The following is a 20656-nucleotide window of genomic DNA, read 5'->3' as shown; positions in this document are numbered from 1 at the left end:
AATAAAAAAACTTTTAATTAAATATCCAACTTATCCAAAGGACTTTTTATTTGGTCAAAACCCTTGGTAGTAATGTGGGTGTAAATTTCGGTCGTTTTGGAGCTTTCGTGTCCCAAAAGGCTCTGTATGTATCGTAAATCGGTGCCGTTTTCGAGCAGGTGGGTCGCAAAGCTATGCCGTAAGGTGTGTACGCTTACGTCTTTTTTTATACCCGCTTTTTCTACTGCCGCCCCAAAGATATTTTGGATGCTACGCACAGAGTATTTCTCGCCCGCAATTTGCCCCTCAAAGAGCCACTCTTGAGGGTGATACTCCTTAAAATTCAGATTCACACCTCGCTCACTTCTTGGGTCGGGGTATGCCAATAAATACTTCACCCCGTTGATTCTACTGTGTATCGTGCTTTCTGAGAGCTTGAGCGTTTTGATACAATATGGCAAAATAGTCGCGGCTGCTCCAGTTACTTCATGGATGTGTAATAAAACTTTTTTGCCTATGGGTTCGGTTTTGAGACCAAAACGCTCCCTGTACATGGGTGTATAGATTGACTTTGTTTAAACCTCTCATTTCTTCTACCTTCGCAGTGAATTTTATCGGTAAACGTCAGAACATGGAAAAAGTCACTCAACCCCCAATCTCACTCACGTATCCCATCAGAATCGTCACGGCCGCGAGTCTTTTTGACGGCCACGACGCCGCCATCAACATCATGCGCCGCCTCATGCAAGCCGCTGGGGCAGAGGTGATTCATTTGGGGCATAATCGTTCGGTGCAGGAGATTGTGGAGTGTGCCATCCAAGAAGACGCGCACGGCATTGCCATCACCAGTTACCAAGGTGGGCACGTCGAGTTTTTTAAATACATGTACGACCTCCTGCAAGAACGAGGGGCAGGGCATATCAAGATTTTTGGAGGTGGGGGAGGCACTATTTTGCCTTCCGAAATCGCCGAGCTGCACGCTTACGGCATCACCCGCCTTTACTCCCCCGACGACGGCCGCGCCATGGGGTTGCAAGGAATGATTGATGACTTGTTACGCCCCCTAACCCCCAATGGGGGAACAGTGAATACCCCCATTGGGGGCCAGGGGGCTTCCAATCATCAGTCAATTGCACGCCTGATTTCTCAGGCCGAAAGCGGCGTTTTTACTCCCCCATTGGGGGGCGGGGGGCTGGTTCTTGGCATCACTGGCACAGGCGGGGCAGGAAAATCGTCGTTGGTGGACGAACTGATACGGCGATTTTTGCTCGATTTTGAAGATAAAACCTTGGCAGTCATCTCAGTTGACCCCTCCAAACGCAAAACGGGCGGGGCTTTGTTGGGCGACCGCATTCGGATGAACTCCCTGCACCCCGACATCGCCAAAGGACGGGTTTATATGCGTTCGTTGGCTACGCGTCAGTCCAATTTATCGCTGAGTCGGCACGTACAAGACGCCATTGATATTTGCAAAGCGGCTCATTTTGACCTAATTATCGTCGAAACGTCGGGCATCGGGCAATCCGATACCGAAATTACCGAACATTCCGACGTTTCGCTGTACGTGATGACGGCGGAGTATGGCGCGGCTACGCAGTTGGAAAAAATCGACATGCTCGATTTCGCCGACCTCATTGCCATCAACAAATTCGACAAACGCGGCTCGCTTGACGCCCTGCGCGACGTACGCAAACAATACCGTCGCAATCATAACCTCTGGGATGTTCCCGACGACCAGTTGCCCATCTTTGGAACTATGGCCAGTCAGTTCAACGACGAAGGAATGAACACGCTCTACGCCAAGGTGTTGGAGTTGCTGGAGAGCAGGGGCGAAGGGCAAGGGGCAAAGGGTAAGAGGCAATGGGCAAAGGGGGAAGGGCAAGGGGCAAGTGGCAAAAAAACAGATCAAACTCATCACTCATCACTCATCTCTCATCACTCCAAAGGCATCATTCCTTCTGACCGTGTGCGGTATTTGGCCGAAATTGTGGAAAATGCCCGTGCGTATGAGCAGTTTGTCAACGACCAATGCGCCATTGCGCGGCAATTGTACCAGTTGGATGGTACGCTAAAAACGTTGTCAACGCTTCCAAATTTTGACAAATTGGAAGATCTCAAAGCCATCTATGGCGATTTGGAAGCTCGTTTGCATTATGACTGCAAACGCTTACTCGAACAGTGGCCCGAGACGGTGAAACAATACCGCGCTGAAAAGTACCAGTTCAAAGTCCGTGATCGTATCATCGAACAAGACCTTTGGTACGAAACCCTGTCGCACCTCAAAATCCCCAAAATAGCGTTGCCCAAGTACCACGATTGGGGCGATATTTTACGGTGGTTGCTGACCGAAAATGTTCCTGGCGTTTACCCATATACGTCTGGTGTATTTCCGCTCAAACGCGAGGGCGAAGACCCCACGCGGATGTTTGCGGGGGAAGGTGGTCCTGAACGCACCAACCGCCGTTTTCACTACGTCTCCAAAGGAATGCCCGCCAAACGCCTTTCCACGGCTTTTGATTCGGTGACGCTCTACGGCGAAGACCCCGACTTACGCCCTGACATATACGGGAAGGTCGGAAACTCGGGCGTAAGTGTCTGTACCCTCGACGATGCCAAAAAACTATACAGCGGCTTTGACCTGTGTGACCCCAACACCTCGGTGTCCATGACCATCAACGGCCCCGCACCCATTGTACTGGCTTTTTTCTTAAATGCGGCCATTGATCAGCAGTGTGAGAAGTACCTGCAAAACCCCACCCTCGGTCCCTCCCCTGTAGGGAGGGAGGTAATAGGGGAACAAAAATACCCCTCGCCTGAAAGGAGAGGGGCTAGGGGTGAGGTTGCCTACCAAGGTGAGGTTCCCGAAGGCAACAACGGCCTCGGGTTGGCGCTCCTCGGCACGACGGGCGACCAAGTGCTGCCTACCGACGTCTATCAAAAAATCAAAGCCGATACCCTGCGTCAAGTACGCGGAACGGTACAAGCTGACATTTTGAAAGAAGACCAAGCGCAGAATACCTGCATCTTCAGCACAGAGTTTGCTCTCAAACTCATGGGCGACATTCAGCAGTATTTTATTGAAAACCAAGTACGAAATTTCTATTCGGTTTCGATTTCGGGCTATCACATTGCCGAGGCGGGGGCGAACCCCATTTCGCAGTTGGCCTTTACGTTGTCCAACGGTTTTACCTTTGTGGAATACTACCTCAGCCGAGGAATGCACATCGACGATTTTGCGCCTAATTTGTCCTTTTTCTTCTCCAACGGAATGGACCCTGAATATACCGTTTTGGGGCGAGTAGCGCGTCGGATTTGGGCCAAAGCCATGAAAAACAAGTACAAAGGCAACGACCGTAGCCAAAAACTCAAGTACCACATTCAGACGTCGGGGCGGAGTTTGCACGCGCAAGAAATTGCTTTCAACGACATCCGAACGACCTTGCAGGCGTTGTTGGCGATTTATGACAACTGCAACTCACTGCATACCAACGCTTACGACGAGGCCATTACGACCCCTACCGAAGAAAGCGTGCGTCGGGCGATGGCGATACAGTTGATTATCAACCGCGAGTTTGGGTTGACCAAAAACGAAAATCCGTTGCAAGGAGCATTTATCGTAGAAGAATTAACCGATTTGGTGGAAGAAGCCGTTTACCAAGAGTTTTTGAGTATCAACGAACGCGGTGGCGTTTTGGGTGCGATGGAACGCATGTATCAACGCAGCAAAATCCAAGAGGAGTCGATGTATTACGAAATGCAGAAGCACACGGGGGCGTTGCCAATCATCGGGGTCAATACATTTTTGGACGAAAAAGGCTCTCCCACGACTCTCCCAGCCGAAGTCATCCGCTCGACCGACGAAGAAAAACAATACGCTGTAGCGTCGAGAAAAGCGTTTCAGCAGCGCAACGAAGCCCAAGCACAAGTGGCATTGGCGAAGCTACAACAAGTAGCGCTGCAAGGTGGTAATTTGTTTGAATGCCTCATGGAAACGGTGAAAGTATGCACACTCGGCCAAATTTCGGCGGCCTTGTACCAAGTTGGTGGCCAGTACCGCCGAAATATGTGATGGTGGCGTATTGCTAAAACTTCACTCCCGAAAACTTGCCGTTGTTTCGTCGCCAAATGGAGTTGTCGTTGGCGTTGATTTCACCGTCTAAGTTGAAGTCGCTGAGTTTGTAGAGTCCAAATTTTCCGTTTTCGTTGAGCCAAATTGAAGCATCGTTGGCATTCACTTCGGCAAAAGACGTTTTATGGGAATCGGCGGCAAAAAGACAGAAAAAACTGCCAACTTGCAACTGCCCCGACGCGGGAAGTCCCGCAGGAACGTACGATTGGCGTTTGGTGAAGTCATAGCTAATTTTATTGTTTATGACCGCTACGGCGTCGTGCGATACCGCTCCGATGTGGTTGCGGTGTTCGATGGCTACAAACAGTGTTTGGGTAGGATTAACGACGGGACAAGCCCCCGTGGTTTGTACAGTACCGTCTTTAAAAAGTAAACCCGAGGTTTTAAAGATAGTCGAACTTGCTTCTTCGGGCGATGTCCGTAGCGAAACCAATACCCAGTCAACGACATCAGGAGAATAAATTTCAGAACCTTCGCTGCCAGGATAATTCCAAGGCGCATTTTTGTAGGGCTGACCAGCTGCGGTTTTGGTTGCCAACGCATCCTTAGGCGTTTGCCCAGGCAGTAATCCAAGTTGGTTGAGTTTGGTGTGCATGATGGTTCCATTCATGGCGCCTTCTAACAATACTTTGGTTTCGATACAAGCCGTTACTTGAGACGGTGGGCTTACCAACACCGTAATCAATGAGCGGTCGCTTTCGCAGCCGTTTACGGTTTGGCTCACATAATAAGAGGTATTTCCCGTGGAGGTCGTAGAAGGGGTTGGGGCTGTCAAATTGCCCGTTCCACCAGTGGATGAACTGTACCATTTTAAGGAGCTACCAGTGGCACTCAGGGCAGCGGGGGCTTGTCCTTGGGTATAACTGACCGAACCAGAAACCGAAGGCGGAACAGGTTTGGCTTTGATGGTGACGGGTATCATGGCGCGGCTACTTTCGCACGAATTAACGGTTTGACTGACGTAATACGCAACAGTGCGCGCTGTGGCCGACGAAGGGCTAGGGGCAGTACTACTTGCCGTTCCGCCTACTGCAATGTCGTACCATTTTAGGTTTGAGCCAGTGGCACTAAGTGGGTTGGTCGCATCTCCCTGACAATAGCTTGGTGGATTAACCACCTCTGGAAGGCTGGGTTTGCTGCGAATGGTCACCATCACTTGCGTACGGTTGCTTTCGCATCCGCTGATGGTTTGTGAAACAAAATAGCTCAAAATGTTGGGACTTGCAGTGGAAGGTGTAGGAGCCGTAGTGCTGCTTTCACCTCCCGTAGAGGAAGTGTACCACAACAAATCATTTCCAGCCGCCGTGAGAGGCGAAGCTGTTTGTCCTTGACAGTATTCAACATTAGACGCGCTAGGAGCAGTGGTTTTTGTGCCCACATTGACCTTGATTTCGGCGCGATTACTCTCGCAACCATTGAGGGTTTGGCTGACAAAATAAGAATTTGTTCCAACAGTACTTGTCGATGGAATGGGAGCCCCTGAGGAGCCAGTACCTCCTGTGGCTACAGAGTACCACAACAATGCCGTACCGCTCGCCGAGAGTTGCAGTGCCGTTTGGCCTTGGCAATAGTTGAGGTTTGCTGCTGTTTGTGGCACATCTGGCCGATTTTTGACATTTACGTTGATTTGAGTACGATTACTTTCACAGCCATTCACCGTTTGCGAAACAAAATAGCTGGTCAAAGTAGCCGATGAAGTTGAAGGGGTAGGTGCGGTGGTTGTGCCTGTTCCTCCAAAAGGTGCCGTGTACCATTTTAGGTTTGAGCCATTGGCCGTTAGGACCGATGCCGTTTGGCCTTGGCAGTATTCGATGGACGTGGTAGCCGTAGGTGCTGTGGCTTGAGAGGCGACTATCACGTCGATTTGCGCCCGTGTACTTTCACAATTATTGATGGTTTGGGTAACATAGTAAGACGTTGTGCCCGCGTTGCTCGTCGCTGGAGTAGGAGCGGAGGTATTGCCAGTGCCACCCGTTGCTTGGGTGTACCATTTTAGGCTTACGCCACCTGCGGAAAGTGCCGAAGCAGTTTGCCCAATACAATAATTGACAGGTGAACTCACGGTTGGTTTTGTCACCGAGGCGCAATCGGCGGGCTCATTGGCCAAGGCACCCACGCGGGGGATGTTGGCATCGAGCCAACTGAGGCGTTGTTCTGTCCAGTTTTTAAACCAATCAATTTCCTCTTGATAGGTGTTTCCCCAGTAGTAATTAGGCCAAATCCATTCGCCCAACAGTGGCCAACGCTGAAAATTGCGCACTTGAGATTCGCCAAGGAGCGCTACATTTTGGTCCACAAAATTGGTAATGTTGCTGTTGGTCCATTGACTCTGCCGAAGTTGCTGCCAGCGTTCACGGACTTTGAGACAAAACTCACGGTCTTGAAGCAAACGTGCCCACCAAGTCGGGGTTTGCTTATCGTCTTGTGGACAAAACTCTCGCACAAAATCATACGCCCAGTGATTGGTTTCCCAGCCTTTGCAATAATTAGCGTTGCCGTATGAGTGGTCATAGTCCCAAGCTGGCCCCATCTTAATTTTAGAGTCGCGGCTATCGCGGTCTTTGTAGAAAAAGACACTCAGGCGGTAGGCATCAATGTTGTAGGTGAGTTCGGTAAGCAAAAAATAATCTACAAAGGTGTTGACGTCAATGTACTTGGCATATCCATTAACTGGATCTTTAAAATTAGGTCCGTTGAGGGTATGCTCAAAATTGGTAAAGTGGTTTTTGATGTATTCAAATTGCGCGGTGGTAATATCATCTTTCTTGGGGTATTCAAGCATGATGTTGATTTCCATCAGGTTGTTGGCAGGATAAGGCGATTTCCAATAAGCGTCGGCACTGCCCGTATTTTTATCTACTTTCAGGATGTAGCCTCCCGTAAGAGCATCGCCCGAATTATCGGTGGGTTTTAGCGAAGCAATGTTGACCCGATTGGCATCCCGTTTTATTTTTTCCATCAATATATAAACGCCTTTATAATCGCCATCAACTACCAACTCAACAAATTTGGTACGCGTAGCATACATCCCCATTTGGTTTGACAAATGGTAAGTCAGTACGTCGCGCATGAGGGTTTTGTCGGTGTAGCTGGCATTCAGAATCCAGTCACTTTCTTTGGGCATTCCCAATAAAGACACCTTGAGGTCGTCGCCTATTGCAGTGCGCGTTTCAAAACCATAGGGTTTTTTGGGGAAAAATTGAGAAGATGAGCCACGGTGCTCAATGCCCACGGTTCCATTAAAATTATTGAAAGGGTCGGGTTGATTATTGTTGGCGGGGTTTCGGTAATAATTTCGATTACCTGGCCCGTTGTCAATAATGCCCATATTGACATTTACCTTCGGGTCATCTGAAATGGTTTGACCACCTGTAGTGATGACGATAATGGGGAGATTGGAAGAGGTAAACGTTTGCGCAAGGGTAGTAGAAAATGACCCAATTATCAGAAAAAGTATTCCAAAGGTGTAGAATTTAGGCATAGTCGCTGAGTGATCTGATTTGCTATTTTAGCTCCTGAACAAAAACCGTACCACTTTCGCGTTTTAGAATTTTGTACCTTTGCAAAAAAGATGAAATGTACGTTTCATCAACCTATATGTATGGAATCGAAAAGACAACAAAAAGTGGCGCGTCAAATCCAAAAAGATTTGAGCGATATATTTCAAAAAGAAGGCCGTTCATGGTTTGATAATGCCTTTATTACCGTGACTGTCGTGCGAATGTCGCCTGATTTGAGCGTCGCAAGGGTCTATTTGAGTTTTTTGGCCGCCAAAAACAAAGGATTATTACTTGAACAAATCCAAGAACGTCATAAATCTATTCGTCAGTTGTTAGGAACGAAAATTCGTCACCAACTCCGCATTGTACCTGATTTACATTATTACTTGGATGATACTGCTGAGTATGCCGCCAAAATGGACTCACTCTTTGCGGGACTGACCATTCCACCGCCTGTTGATGGTGAAACTCCCGACAACGATTAATAGCTTTTTTATGTTGGCCACTCTTCACTGACCACTAACCGCTGTTTTGTTTTTTAACCCAACCAAAAAATGACTTTAGAAGACATCCGTCGAGAAATTGATGCCATTGACGATCAATTACTTATTCTCCTCAATCAACGAATGCAGTGGGTGCATAAAGTAGGAGAATTAAAACGAGCTACTAAGACGGTGATTTATCGCCCCGAACGCGAAAAATCAATTTTGGATAGGCTTAACAAACAAAACAAAGGGATGCTGACGCCCGAGGCAATCGAGGCGATTTATCTGGAGATTTTTGCCACTGCTAGAAATATTGAATTGCCCGAACGCATTGCCTATTTGGGACCTGAAGGGAGCTTCACGCACCAAGCGGCTGAAAGTCGTTTTGGGGCAATGAGCGAGTACATGACCCTGCCAACGATTAAGTCGGTGTTTGAGGCTGTGGATACAGGACGCGCAAAATTTGGGGTAATTCCCATCGAAAATAACCAAGAAGGGATTGTTTATGAGACGGTTGACTTATTAAACGAAACCAATATTAGTATTGCTGCCGAGCTCAAAATTCCTGTGCATTTTGCCCTTGCCACAGAATGTGAAAACCCTTCTAAAATCAAGCGTATTTACTCAAAAGACATTGCTTTTCGTCAGTGTCGTGGGTTTTTAAACAAGTATTTTGAACAAACCCAGCCCGAAGAAATTCAGGTAGAATCGACATCGAAAGCGGCTAAATTGGCTTCCGAAGACCCCGAAAGCGCGGCCATTTGCTCCGTGATTGCGGCACGTTTGTTTAGCTTACCTGTGCTTTTTGATAACATCGAAGACAATAGCAACAACCGCACTCGCTTTTTTATTTTGGCCAAAGATTTTATCAATCAGCCAAGCGAAAATGATAAAACGACGTTGATTGCGCGTTTGCCTGACACCGAGAAGCCAGGGATTTTAGCAGGCTTTCTTCAAGATTTTAAACGAGCTAATATCAACTTAACCAAAATCGAAAGCCGCCCTTATAAAGGAAGCGAGGATTTTAATTTTTGGTTTTTTATTGAATTAGAGGGGTACTTCAAGGACGAGAATGTGCAGAAAGTGTTTAAAAAACACCGCAGCTATATCAAATTGCTTGGTAGCTACGTTAAGAACACGTAAAAAACAGCGACAATGGATATTTCGTGGCAAGACTTTGAAAAAGTAGAACTTCGCGCAGGAACAATTGTGCAGGTGGAAGACTTTCAAAAAGCGCGGAAACCAGCCTATAAAATTTGGGTTGATTTAGGAGCCGAAATTGGGATAAAACGCAGTTCGGCGCAGGTAACGAAGCTTTATACAAAAGAAGAACTGCTAGGTCGCCAAGTGATTTGTGTGACCAACTTTCCCCCAAAACAAGTGGCCGATTTTATGTCGGAAATACTCGTGACGGGATTTGTGCTGCCCGATGGCGAAGTGGTGCTGTCTCAGCCCGAGCGCCCCGTCCCCAATGGAGCCCGTTTGGCCTAATTCAAGAACGAAAAAGGTGAAAAAAGTTTGCTTGTATCTGTGGTTAAGCGTAGCGAGTTGGGGGACAGCCTTGGCGCAGTCAACCTACCCGATTGTCCCCAAACCAGCACATTTAGTGCCTAAAAATGGCCATTTTATTTTTCCCAAAACTTTGCTGATTGCCGTCGCTAGTACCGACCCCCACTTGCGCCACTTTGCCGAAGAGTTTGCGCAAACCATTGGGCTGGTGTCGGGGCATGATACGCGCGTGTTTGCGGGCAATTTTCGCGTGAAAGAAGGCATCAATCTTGTACCAAGCAAAGACCTAAAATTGGGTCATAAAGGCTATTTTTTGGACATTTCACCCCAGCGTATCGTCATTACAGCCGAGCAGCCACAAGGATTTGCTGCGGGTATCCACGCCCTGAAACAACTGATGCCACAGGCCATTATGGGAGTTCAGCGCGTACAAGGAGTTGATTGGAAAATACCCTGTTGTTACATCGAAGACCAACCTTAATTTAACCCAAATAACGCGTGCTTTTGCACCTAACTGCCATGCTACAAAAACAGCCATTTGTTATTTGTTTTCACTTTTCAAAGTCGTTGCTTTTTTTACCCGTAGTTTGTTTTTTAGTAGTAACAGGTTGCCAGCCATCCACCACCACGCAGCCTAAAGCACCTACTGAATCGTATAAACACACGAACATGGATATTCAGAGTGAGAAACATAGATCGACGGTTCACGTTCCCATCGAGTTGTCGATTGCCGAACTGACGCGCCACCTCAATACACAAGTGCAAGGCTTGATTTATGAAGATAACGACCGCCAAGAAGGATTTAAAATAAAAGTGTGGAAAAGGGCGCTCATTGCAGCGGAAGCCCGCGATTCGCTGTTATACTATACTGTTCCGCTGAAAATTTGGGGAGAAAAATCGTACCAAGTGCTAGGAATTACGGGTGCACAAGCGACCGAATTTCAAATCAATCTCAAATTTATGACGCGCTTTGGCGTTGACCCCGACTGGAAAGTGCGTTCTCAGACGGTATCTGCAGGGTTTGATTGGGTGACTAAGCCGAGCATTAAAGTAGCCAACATCGAAATCCCAATTACGGGAATCATCAGCCGTAAAATTTCCGAAAACCTTGAGACGTTTTCCAAGGCCATTGATAAAAACATTCAAGAGAGCATCGAAGTAAAACCATACGTAGTGCAGGCATGGAACCTTATCAGAGAGCCGCGCCAATTGTCGGAAGAATACCGTACTTGGCTGGTTGTTACTCCGACTGATATTTTAATGACACCGTTCCAAGTAGATAAAGGAAAAATCAGTACAAGTATCGGCATCAGGGGCTTTACCCAAACCCTCACGGGGGAAAAACCAACCATCAAACCTGCGACTGAAATTCCTAATTTGATGATTGTGAAAGATATTCCCAAAGGCTTTCAGATTGGCTTGATTGGGGTCGTGCCTTACGAAGAAGCGTCGAAGCTAGCAGCTACGCAATTTGTAGGAAAACGGTTTGATTTTAAAGAAGGAAAATACAAAATTGAGGTGACGAGTGTTGATATTTATGGTCAGAACGATAAGCTGATTATCAAATCAGGCGTGAAGGGAAGTATCAATGGCGTCATTTATTTGAAAGGAATTCCGCATTATGATGCAGCGTCACGAACGTTATCGTTGAAAAATGTTGATTATGATTTAGACACCAAGAATGTGTTATTGAAAACGGCCAACTGGCTCTTACAAGGAAAATTTGCCAAACAGATAGAACAGCAGTTTGTGTTTTCGGTAGGTGATCAGGTGGATGAAGCGCAAAAAGCTATTCGCCAACAGCTTACAAACCGAAAAGTGGCAAAAGGAGTTGCATTTGGAGGACGATTAGACCGTCTTGACCCCGATCAAGTCTATCTAACGCCGACCTCTTTGGTAGCATTAATTGTGGCAAAAGGACAGATTGACGTCAAAATAGACGGCTTATTGTAGGGTAAAAAGCGCCCCTATTCATGGTATTTACGATTTTTTTCTTTTTATTTGATTTTTAAAGAGGCGAACTCTTTATAGCTTTGTACCCGATAGCGTTATCGAGGCCGTCTTATCGTTCTGCTCTCGCTTTATGTTGAAGGCAGGAAGGAAAGTCCGGACAGCGCAGAGTACCGTACTTCCTAACGGGAAGGCAAATAGTTGGCGACGGCTATTTGACAGCAAGTGCAACAGAAAATAAACTACCGTTTCTGAATAAGAGATGGAAAAGGTGAAAAGGTGGAGTAAAAGCCCACCGCTCGGCTGGCGACAGACGGGGCACGGTAAACCTTACGGGCTGAAAGACCAAATAAGTGTCGATTTTAGAGCTACTCGTTCTAATTCTCTTCGGAGGTGTCGGCATGGGTAGGTTGATAGATTTCAACGGCAACGTTGAAGCCAGATAAATGATAAGATTGTCAAGTTAAATTGATAAACAGAATCCGGCTTATAGGCCCGATTACGCTATTAAAAAAAAGTTTTGTAATACTATTTTGCAGTAAACAACACTCATTGCCCATGAAAAAAATTAATTTACTGTCCACTCTATTTTTGTTATCGTTGGCTGTCGCAAAGACCAATGCGCAGTCGCCTAGCCCTAAAAACGCGGGCTACGAAGGTCCAAACAAGTTAAATACATGGGCACTTACAATTACCCCAGCTCTTACCCAATTTTATGGGGATCTTCGTCAGTATGATTTTAAACTCGGCCCCGAAGAACATTTGACGGGTGGCCTTGGGCTTGCGCTCCACAAGCAAGTAACGCCTATTTTTGGCGCTAGTCTTAATTTTTGGACTGGAAACCTGAATGGTTCAAAAGAGCGTATTTACAACGCCCATTTTGAAAGTAAAGGGTTTTTACAAACCACAATCAACGCTCACGCAAACCTCAAGCCGATTTTGTTTGGATACAATAAACTGAAACGCTGGAAGTGGGATGTGTATGCTGGTTATGGCTACATGTGGTTCAACTCGCGGGTGTATCGCTTAGGTACTGGCAAATCAGTTGAATTGATTCGTACCAATACCAACCGAAGCTCTAAAACAGCAGGTGAGTGGGAACGCGACGGTTCGACTTATACCCGTGAAATTGTTTTCCCAATTGGTTCTGCCATTCATTTTGAAGCATCTCCTCGAATCGACATTGGTTTAGATTTTACCCTCAATCACGTAAATACGGAGAAATTAGACGTAACTTACGGTGGAGGTGGTTCAGAACAATACCCTCGCCAAGATATTTGGTTGTTTAGAAAAGGCGATTCAAAATTAGATAAGTGGGGAAGCGTTGGCCTTTCGCTAACTTATAAAATAGGCAAGAATGCGGTGATGGCGAAAAAAGATGCCAAAGGAAACTGGGTACATGACCCTGCCAAAGGTCGCTACCACTTGCGCTACACCAACCCATTGGATTTGATTGCGCCGCCGTATAACCCTACCATGAACGACGCAGACTCGATTGCTAAAGCAAATATGCCTAAGCCAGTTGATCCACGCTTGTTTACCGATACAGATGGTGATGGTGTAGCTGATTTGTTTGATAAAGAACCCAACACACCAACCAACAGCATCGTGTCTGGGGGCGGGGTTGCGATGGATTTGGAAAAATACGTGAAAGACATCATTGCGAAAAATTTGCCTAAAGAAGAGTGCGAAGCGATGTTTGGTAATATTGAGTTTGATACTGATAAAGCCATCATCAAAGACCCATCTCAGCAAATCTTGAAGCAAGTAATTGACCTCTTGAACGTGCGTCCAAACTGCCGCGCGGTGATTGTAGGCCATACCGATGCCCGTGCGTCTGATAATTATAACTTCCAGTTGTCGAAGCGCCGGGTGGAAGCTGCCAAACGTTATCTGATTCGTAACGGTATGCAAGACCCAAGCCGCGTATTGGTAGAATACTACGGAGAGCTGCGCCCAGTATCTGATAATAAGTCAGTGGAAGGTATGAGCCGTAACCGTCGGGTAGAGATTCGTATTTTGCCAATGAACTCGATTCGTTCTTCTTATCCTGCAGGCTTCCGTACGGGTAAAAAGAAAGACCAAGAGCCAAGTAAAGTAGCCAAAGAGCCTAAAAAGAAGAAATAATCGGTAACGGTTCATATAAAAATTACGAATGGGCATTGTTTCAAAAACAATGCCCATTTTGTTTTTTAAGGAAAATCGCGTACTTTTGCGCCCACGTTACACACGAAGGACGTGTTCCTTCATATAGTAAACTGAACAAAAACAATGGTAAGAATTCGTTTAGCGCGTCGCGGACGCAAAAAAGGAGCAATGTACGACATCGTCGTAGCAGATGCTAAAGCACCACGTGATGGTCGTTTCATTGAAAAATTGGGTACGTATAACCCAATTGCTAACCCTGCAAAAGTTGTTTTGAACGTTGACAAAGCGGTAAAATGGCTTTTAAATGGTGCTCAGCCTACAGATACTACTCGTGCGCTTTTGAGCCACGAAGGTGTAATGTTGCGTAAGCACTTGCAAGTAGGGGTAAGAAAAGGGGCAATCACTCAAGAAGTTGCTGATGCTCGTTTTGAAGCTTGGAAACAAGAAAAAGCTTCACGTAATGATGCCAAATCTGAAGGCTTGACCAAAAAACAAGCAGATGAGAAATTGGCAAAACTAGATGCAGAACGCAAAGTGAATGAAGCACGTGCGGCCGCTATTGCACAGAAAAATGCAGTAGCAGTAGCAGAAGTTGAGGCAGCAGCCGAAGAGGCAGCCCCAGCCGAAGGAGCAGCTGAATAATTTTCTCTTTTTACAAATGGTATGGGGCTATCCAGTTAGTCCCATACCATTTTTTGTTTTTTAGACATCATGCAGCATAACGATTGTTTTCAACTCGGCCACATCACCCGTACCCATGGGACGAAAGGAGAGGTGGTTATCTTCCTGGACGTTGACTTTCCTGACGACTACGAGCAGATGGAGTCTGTCTTTGTCGAAATAAAAGGGCAGTTAATTCCTTATTTTATCCAGCAAATCAATATTCAACGGGGAAATAAAGCCATCGTGAAGTTTGAAGATATTCATTCAATTGAACAGGCTACTCCGCTGATTAATTGTCCACTTTTCTTGCCAGAAGATACCCTCGATGAACTGGACGGTTCAAAGTTTTACTACCACGAAATTGTTGGTTTTAGAGTTTTAGACGCTACGTTGGGTGCACTAGGCTTGGTGACAACTGTCTATACCATGGCTACACAAGACCTGATTGCGATGGAGTATCAGGGACAAGAAGTGCTCATTCCTGTCAATGATGATATTATCAAAGGCGTAAATCGCCAAGAAAAAGTGATGAATGTAGTTCTTCCTGAAGGTTTAGTGGATGTTTATACCGAAGGAACGAACGCCGTCGCTGATGACGATGATAGTGAAATAGAAGATTAATTTCCCACGAAAAGCTGTAAGAAATATACCTATGCGCATTGACATCATCACTTGTTTGCCTCGTTTGTTAGATAGTTTTTTTGAACACTCTATTTTGAAACGTGCCCAAGAGGGTGGGCATGTAGAGGTGGTTGTGCACGACTTGCGCGACTATAGTCTCAACAAACAACGCCAAGTGGATGATTATGCCTTTGGAGGTGGTGCTGGAATGGTGCTCACCATCGAGCCCATTGCGCGCTGTATTCGAAAACTTCAGAGCGAACGCACCTACGATGAGGTGATTTACGTAACGCCCGATGGCGAGCGCCTCAACCAAAAAACATCCAACCGCCTGTCGCTCACCGAAAATTTAATCATTCTTTGTGGGCACTACAAGGGGGTGGATGAGCGGGTGAGAACGCATTTTATTACCAAAGAAATTAGCATTGGAGATTATGTACTATCTGGTGGCGAGTTGGCTGCTTGCGTCATTGCCGATTCAATTATTCGCCTTATTCCAGGGGTTCTAAACGACGAAACCTCCGCCCTTACCGATTCTTTTCAAGACAATTTATTGGCGCCCCCTGTTTATACGCGCCCTGCTGATTTTGAAGGTTGGAAAGTTCCTGACATTCTACTTTCGGGGCACGAAGCCAAAATTTCTGATTGGCGCTTTCAACAATCGTTAGAACGCACACAAGCGCGGCGTCCTGACCTTCTGCCTTAAATAAATGGCACAAAATTTGTGGACTATACCTGGGCATCCGATTTTGATACTTATATTTTTGGTGAAAATAAAGTATAATGCGTAACTTCTTGTATTATAGGGTGTTGCTTCAATCTTTCTCTTTTTGGTATAGTTTTTGTCCTAAAAATAGGGACGTTAAAGTGGTATAATGCCACCTGAAAGAAAACCATTTTTTTATAAAAATTTTCTTCTGGTTGCTGTTGTATAGCTTCATCGTGAGTGCTTTGTTTAACAGTACTTACTCTACTCTATTATGTTATTTATTTACAAGCCCCACTCAAGGCTTTGCTTTGTTGCGTGCCTTGCTCTTCGACATCTTGCAAGAAAGTTGAGTATTGGATGGATGACATCCGTACTTTTCTGCTCACTTCCTTTCTTTACAGCTGCGCAGAATCCACTTGCCAGTGTGGGCAAGTTTAACATTTTTACCCAAGGTAATGCCACATTGACAACCAACGAAAGTGAAGGCCCCGTTGCCATCGGAGGTAATTTGACCGTGGGAGGTAATTACCAAATAACGACGGTCAATGTGGGTGATTTACAAGTAGGGAATATCCCGATTGGACTTGTGGTAGGTGGTGGAGTAACGCTGACTTCGGGGCAGTTGCAAATGAACACCCAAGGGTACGTTAAAATAGGAAATTGCACAGGGTTAACGGTTTGGTATAGAGATAACAACAACGCTTTCTCGCCAATACGTATCACCAAAAATACGGAAGGGTATGCTTCTCCAAGTAGCTGGATTCAAATTAATACGCAAGCGGATGGCTGGGCTGGATATGCCCAACCTAACCAAGTAAGCAGCACCAATAACCCCGTTTGTGAAACCACTTCTATCAATTTTGCATCCGCATTTACTACGCTAAAGGCCAATTCCTCGTCGCTTGCAGAATGCCAAGGGACGAATGTCGTAACGGAGAATGCCAATGGGGAGGTTTTGACGGGTATTTCGGGACAAAACCTATATTTAGATTTGCCTGCAAGCCCGATTGCGGGCAAGCCCCGTATTTGGAATGTATCGGGAGCGGATTTGAACGCCATTAATGAACTGAACTTACGCTTTACGCCTACGGCAAGCGAACCCCTCGTTATTAATGTATCGACCGGTGCTTCCTTTACTTGGAATGTGAAAAACCAGAATGTGGGCGGGGCGATGAAGTATATTATCTGGAATTTCCCTAGTGCAACAACGCTCAACATCGAAGGAAATGCAACGATTGAAGGTAGTATCCTAGCGCCTAATGCTGCTGTGGTGAAAACGGCCAACCAATCGAATATTCAGGGACAGTTAGTGGGACAGTCTTTTGTGCATTCGGGGGGCGAAATGCACCATTATCCATTTGAAGGGAATGTTGACTGCGGAGTTGTAACTTGTGTAAAGCCCAACGCAGGAAAAGATACGACAATTTGTGTGACGTCCATTCAGCTGAAAACGCCAGCTTCGGACGAAGTTTGGGCGTTTCTTTCTTCAAATAATAACACTGCCGCCACCATTTTTACCACTGGCCTGGCTACTGGTTTGACGGTTTCGGGGCAATATAGATTTGTGCTCAGAAGACAATCAGACGCCAATTGTAACGATACAATCGTTGTGACAAAATCTAGCTTTTTGTTGCCAACCATCACTGATAAGTCGATTTGCCCAGGAGAAAACCTGACTTTTGGTTACCAAGGGTTGTCGAATGTCAGTTACTTATGGAGCACGGGCGCAACCACAGCCACGATTACCGTAAGCCCAACCCAAACTACCGATTACCGTGTGGAAGTTACATCTTCATCAACGGGTTGTGTATTTAGAGATACGATTCAAGTGGCGGTTTCACCCAAACCAAACGCGGGCCAAGACATCACCGTTTGTGAAACTACGGCCAAGGTAGTTGCGGCAGGTACGGGTGAAACATGGTCGTTTTTGTCTTTCAACGACCCTAATAATAGTTCAAACACCGACGTCGCGACCATTGACGCACAGGGTAATATCGCAAGTTTGGATAAAAGAGGTTTCTATCGGTTTGTTTTGACCAACAGCAGTGGTTGTACAGATACCATACGAGTTCAAAAAACGACGGTCGTTGTGCCCGAAATTCAGCTGAATCCAATTTGTCCAGGCACTCAATTGACTTTTGGATATACCGATAGCACAAATTTCTCCTACGCTTGGAATACAGGTGTAACCACCGCGCGCATTACGGTACAGCCCTTGGTGACAACCGATTATTACGTCACTGTCACGTCGTTGCAGACCCAATGTACAGGCAAAGATACAATCACCGTTACGGTACTTCCTGCGCCAACACTTACTTTGGTGTCGTCCGTTTGTTCGTCAGATACGTCAAAATATACGACCACTGTCACCGTTGACAATGGGGCGGTCGTTACCTCAAACGCAGGCTTTGTTAGCGGAAGTGGCACGACCTTCACTGTCACCGTTGGAAGTGATACAACACAATATACCATCACGGCAACCCTAAACGGTTGTCGGACTCGTCTCACGATAAATAAACCCATTTGTAGTGCCAACTGCCCACCGATAGCAGCCCCTGTTGCATCGAGTGTAGCGATTTGTGTAGGTACAACAGCGACTTTAACAGCGTCCAATTGTGCAGTGGGTACTGTGCCAAAATGGTACGATTCAGCAGCATTAACGACAGAAGTTGGTAGTGGTATTAGCTTCACAACGCCTGCTTTGACACAGGCTCGCAATTATTACGTTGCTTGTGTTAGTTCAACGGCGTCCACCTGTAAAAGTACAGGAGTACAGGTTGGGGTAACAATGAAACCTTATCCTACTTTCAGTGGTGTTATCGCCAATTGTGCCGCAGGTAATTCAATTTACTCAATTACCATTACCTCTACGGGTACTGTGACGGTAAGTTCACCGTCAGGAACCACCATTTCAGGAACAGGGACTTATACCATTTCAAACGTAACCGCAGGGCAGAACCTGGTCTTGACTTCTACTTTGAATGGCTGTACAAAGGATACGACTATCATTGCCCCTAACTGTGCTTGTATTCCAACGACTCCGACAGCATTGGCGGCAAACGTGGGAATTTGTGAAGGAGTCGCTATTCCTACCCCGACTTTCACCGCATTAGTAGGTGAAAATACCACGGTAGATTGGTACAGTGCAGCCACTGGAGGAACGCTTTTGGCTTCTAATACGCTCACATTCAGTGTTACAGCGGTAGGTACTTACTATATGCAGGCCAAAAGCACAGCCTCAGGTTGTAACAATGAAGTAAACGGCGTGCGCATTCCAGTGACGTTGGCCATCAGTCCTAAACCGACGTTTACGGTGCAAGCTCAAAACCCGACTTGTCAAGGTGGTACATCCTTGAATAATGGTAGTGTGGCACTTACGTTGGCTACGGTGGGTCAGTTCTTCGCTTTTAACACTACAGGAGCAGCAACGCTACCAACGGCAGCGTCGGAAGGTACTGAAATCAGCAGCCTGCCTACGACCATTGCCCAAAATATTGCTAATACAACCGCCTCAACTACCTACTATGTACGGGTGTTTAGCAACGAAGGTTGTTACAAAGACACCTCGGTAGTGGTAAATCCTACCCCATGCGTCGGCAACTGTCCAACCATTACAGCGGTTGATGCCACCGATACGCTTTGCTCGGGCTATTATGGTGAGGGTATGACAGTTCAGGTTTCAGATACTTCTAAATTTATAAAATTTGTCTATTTCACTTCGCCACAAACAGGAAATAACATGTATTCGGGGGGCACGCTATTGGAGGAAGTGAAACCGCAGAACTTTGTTGCCAGTGCTCCCAACGGAGTGCCTGGGTTAAATTTGCCTGTAAATAACGGGACTGCTCCAGTAAAATACTATATGTATGCCATCCTGAGTGTGCCACCTACCAATGAACCTAACTGTTTCCCGTTTGCAGAAAAGGTTTACACGGTGCTGCCATTACCCAAATTTGAGTTGGATTCGATTCCTGCTTGTACGGGTGATACCACTTACACGGTTACGCTCAAGATTTCGAGCCAAGGTACTTATAATGTCACAGTGGCTACTGGTATAGCGAGCATCGGAAATGGCCCAATTCCAGTAGGTGTAACCCAGACCCTTACAGGGGTAGTGGGTGGGGGTCTAATGACCAGTTTGCAATTAAAAACGACGGGTGGAAACATCATTTTTGTACAAGATGCCAATGGATGTGCGGCGGCGGCGGTAGCGCCTTCGCCATCATTCAAGCCATGCGAAGGGGCATACGACCTAGCACTTAGTAAATCCATTGATAAAAAAGTAGCCAAAGTAGGGGATAACCTCACTTACACCATAAAGGTATGGAACGAGGGGCAATCAACGGCTACCAATGTTTCGGTTAAAGATAGCCTAAACGCAGGTGTGGAGTACGTTACCTATGCTTCTGCAACTGGAAATTATGACTTTAACAGTAAAACATGGACAATCGGCTCAATCGCGCCAGGAGATACAGCGGTGCTGTTATTGGTTGTCAAAGTGGTGGCACAAGGCGTGTGGTTTAATACCGCTGAGATATGTACCATGACCGAAAAAGACCAAGATTCAACACCTTGCAATGGCAATACCGAAGAAGATGATATTGACAGTGAGTGCTTTACGGTTCCGTTGGAAGTTTGTTTAGGTGATGCGATTCAAGCATCTATTCCCGAAAAATACCAAAATGTACAATGGTTTAAAGATGGTGGACAAACGCCCGTGGCTACAGGCAACACTATTCTTATTACCGAAATAGGTACTTATACATTTACGGCCTCGTCAAATGCCTGCCCAGCCGATGGATGTTGTCCCATCATTGTTGAAGCCAGCAACAACTGCTGCCCTGCTGATTTGTGCGTGCCATTCACGATTAAACAAACCAAAAAAGGCGGTGTGCCCATCAAAAAGTAATAAATCTACTGCTCTATAATACATCTAAATTTTACCCCCCATGACTTCGTTTAC

At 46.2% G+C, this 20656-nt stretch carries 13 protein-coding genes and 1 other RNA gene; 12 read left to right on the top strand and 2 right to left on the bottom strand.

Translation table 11 applies throughout. The annotated features are described in order from the left end of the window. Positions 1 to 17 precede the first annotated feature (17 nt). Positions 18 to 533: a tyrosine-type recombinase/integrase gene (locus tag DTQ70_RS31235; protein WP_122931756.1), complete on the bottom strand. Its 516-nt coding sequence runs from the start codon at positions 531 to 533 to the stop codon at positions 18 to 20. 77 nt (positions 534 to 610) lie between these two features. Between DTQ70_RS31235 and DTQ70_RS16080 the strand changes: the two genes are divergently transcribed. Next, positions 611 to 4048: a methylmalonyl-CoA mutase family protein gene (locus DTQ70_RS16080; RefSeq protein ID WP_122931755.1), complete on the top strand. Its 3438-nt coding sequence runs from the start codon at positions 611 to 613 to the stop codon at positions 4046 to 4048. A gap of 13 nt (positions 4049 to 4061) precedes the next feature. Here the strand turns inward: DTQ70_RS16080 and DTQ70_RS16075 are convergent, their stop codons facing one another. Next, on the bottom strand, positions 4062 to 7589 hold the full coding sequence (locus DTQ70_RS16075; RefSeq protein WP_122931754.1) for a CotH kinase family protein: 3528 nt from the start codon (positions 7587 to 7589) through the stop codon (positions 4062 to 4064). 120 nt (positions 7590 to 7709) lie between these two features. On the opposite strand from DTQ70_RS16075, the gene rbfA reads away from it, so the two are divergent. The 11 genes from rbfA to DTQ70_RS16020 all read left to right on the top strand — a co-directional run bounded on the left by rbfA (position 7710) and on the right by DTQ70_RS16020 (position 20602). Continuing rightward, on the top strand, positions 7710 to 8093 hold the full coding sequence (gene rbfA, locus DTQ70_RS16070) for a 30S ribosome-binding factor RbfA (protein ID WP_122931753.1): 384 nt from the start codon (positions 7710 to 7712) through the stop codon (positions 8091 to 8093). Between the two features lie 69 nt (positions 8094 to 8162). Beyond that, positions 8163 to 9236, top strand: a complete 1074-nt coding sequence (pheA, locus tag DTQ70_RS16065) for a prephenate dehydratase (protein ID WP_122931752.1) — start codon at positions 8163 to 8165, stop codon at positions 9234 to 9236. A 12-nt stretch (positions 9237 to 9248) separates the two neighbouring features. Continuing rightward, positions 9249 to 9584 (top strand): tRNA-binding protein, encoded by a 336-nt coding sequence (locus DTQ70_RS16060; protein ID WP_122931751.1) that lies wholly within the window; start codon positions 9249 to 9251, stop codon positions 9582 to 9584. 16 nt (positions 9585 to 9600) lie between these two features. Continuing rightward, positions 9601 to 10083, top strand: a complete 483-nt coding sequence (locus DTQ70_RS16055) for a glycoside hydrolase family 20 zincin-like fold domain-containing protein (protein ID WP_164490074.1) — start codon at positions 9601 to 9603, stop codon at positions 10081 to 10083. A 38-nt stretch (positions 10084 to 10121) separates the two neighbouring features. Continuing rightward, complete coding sequence (locus DTQ70_RS16050; RefSeq protein WP_122931749.1) at positions 10122 to 11555, top strand: DUF4403 family protein; 1434 nt, start codon at positions 10122 to 10124, stop codon at positions 11553 to 11555. Positions 11556 to 11650: 95 nt separating this feature from the next. Further along, positions 11651 to 12058, top strand: an RNA gene (gene rnpB, locus DTQ70_RS16045) — RNase P RNA component class A. A 52-nt stretch (positions 12059 to 12110) separates the two neighbouring features. Then, the gene (locus DTQ70_RS16040) at positions 12111 to 13679 is read left to right on the top strand and encodes an OmpA family protein (protein WP_122931748.1); all 1569 of its coding nucleotides are present in this window, start codon (positions 12111 to 12113) and stop codon (positions 13677 to 13679) included. Positions 13680 to 13823: 144 nt separating this feature from the next. After that, entirely contained in the window at positions 13824 to 14342 is a 519-nt protein-coding gene (locus DTQ70_RS16035) for a 30S ribosomal protein S16 (RefSeq protein WP_122931747.1), read from the top strand. A 69-nt stretch (positions 14343 to 14411) separates the two neighbouring features. Continuing rightward, a complete protein-coding gene (rimM, locus tag DTQ70_RS16030; protein ID WP_122931746.1) occupies positions 14412 to 14984 on the top strand; it encodes a ribosome maturation factor RimM in 573 nt (190 codons plus the stop codon). Between the two features lie 31 nt (positions 14985 to 15015). Beyond that, positions 15016 to 15690, top strand: coding sequence for a tRNA (guanosine(37)-N1)-methyltransferase TrmD (gene trmD, locus DTQ70_RS16025; RefSeq protein ID WP_122931745.1), 675 nt, complete (start codon positions 15016 to 15018; stop codon positions 15688 to 15690). A gap of 364 nt (positions 15691 to 16054) precedes the next feature. Further along, positions 16055 to 20602 carry a collagen-binding domain-containing protein gene (locus DTQ70_RS16020; protein WP_164490073.1) on the top strand — a complete coding sequence of 1516 codons (4548 nt, stop codon included), beginning with the start codon at positions 16055 to 16057 and terminating at the stop codon, positions 20600 to 20602. Positions 20603 to 20656 lie beyond the last annotated feature (54 nt).

The organism is Runella sp. SP2 (assembly GCF_003711225.1).
In the GTDB taxonomy this organism is placed as follows: domain Bacteria; phylum Bacteroidota; class Bacteroidia; order Cytophagales; family Spirosomataceae; genus Runella.
The sequence above is the reverse complement of the archived record's forward strand: the minus strand, read 5'-3'. Positions and strand labels throughout refer to the sequence as shown.